This is a genomic window from Corynebacterium sp. (assembly GCF_030826625.1).
In the GTDB taxonomy this organism is placed as follows: Bacteria; Actinomycetota; Actinomycetes; order Mycobacteriales; family Mycobacteriaceae; genus Corynebacterium.
Window position 1 is genome coordinate 7,543 of record NZ_JAPJNQ010000090.1, and the last position, 1,050, is coordinate 8,592.

Annotated in this window: 2 protein-coding genes; both read left to right on the forward strand. The window is 53.8% G+C overall.

The window, feature by feature from the left end; all coding sequences use genetic code 11:
* Nucleotides 1-504: thiamine pyrophosphate-dependent enzyme (locus RCH87_RS09455; RefSeq protein ID WP_306516446.1), on the forward strand; the 504-nt coding region annotated here is incomplete at its 5' end.
* A gap of 2 nt (nucleotides 505-506) precedes the next feature.
* Complete coding sequence (gene ilvN, locus RCH87_RS09460) at nucleotides 507-1,022, forward strand: acetolactate synthase small subunit (RefSeq protein ID WP_306516447.1); 516 nt, start codon at nucleotides 507-509, stop codon at nucleotides 1,020-1,022.
* The last annotated feature ends 28 nt before the right edge of the window (nucleotides 1,023-1,050 follow it).

A 1,050-nucleotide genomic window follows, 5' to 3' on the forward strand; every position in this document is an offset into this window, starting at 1 on the left:
AACCAGGAGCTGACGACGTGTTTTATGGAGGGCTTCCCCATCAAAGTAGCGCTGATCAACAACGGCAACTTGGGCATGGTACGCCAGTGGCAGACGCTATTTTTTAACCAGCACTACTCGAATACCAAACTGAAGCAGGACAACAGTGCATATGTTCCTGATTTCGTTGGTCTGGCTGAGGCAATGGGGTGTTACGCAATTCGCGTGACCACCGAAGATGAGGTTGCTCCGGCGATTGCGAAGGCGCGGGAGATCAATGACCGCCCAGTAGTTATCGATTTTGTGGTTGGTGAAGATGCACAAGTGTGGCCGATGGTCTCTGCTGGTGCATCGAACTCGGATATTCAGTACGCGAAGGATTTGCGCCCGCTTTTCGACGAAGATAACTCGGCGGGGGAGTCTCCGGCAGAGATCCATGAAACAGTCCAAGAGCAAGAATCGGCAGAGCCGGTGGCGCAAGATCAAGCATTGAAGAGCCAAGCATCGAAGAGCAAGGAGAAATAACCATGGCTGCAACTGAGACCACTCGCCACACGCTCTCCGTCCTGGTGCAGGACGTTGACGGCATTGTCTCGCGCGTCGCGCAGTTGTTTACACGCCGCGGCTATTCGTTGGTTTCCCTGGTGTCGGGACGTACTGAAAAGCCCGATATTAACCGCTTGACGCTTGTCGTTGATGCCGATGATGTCGTGATCGAGCAAGTGACCAAACAGCTCAACAAGTTGATTGAGGTGTTGAAGGTCGTTCGTCTGGAAGAATCACAGTCGATCGCACGCCAGATCATGCTGGTTAAAGTCTCCGCTGATGCGTCGAATCGTCCGCAGGTAGTGGACGCCGCGAATATTTTCCGCGCTCGCATCGTTGATGTCGCGAAAGAATCCGTCGTTATCGAGGCCACCGGAACCTCCGGTAAGTTGCGTGCATTGTTGGATGTTCTTGATCCCTTTGGTGTGCGCGAGCTGGTTATGGGTGGCCGGATTGCACTGGCGCGCGGGCCAAAGACAATGGCTTTGGGCAAGTAGGGGCTTTGGGTAAGTAAGAGCTTAGGAC

Excerpts from the sequence above, each read along its gene's own strand:
- ilvN (WP_306516447.1), top strand. The coding sequence starts at position 507 with ATGGCTGCAACTGAGACCACTCGCCACACGCTCTCCGTCCTGGTGCAG.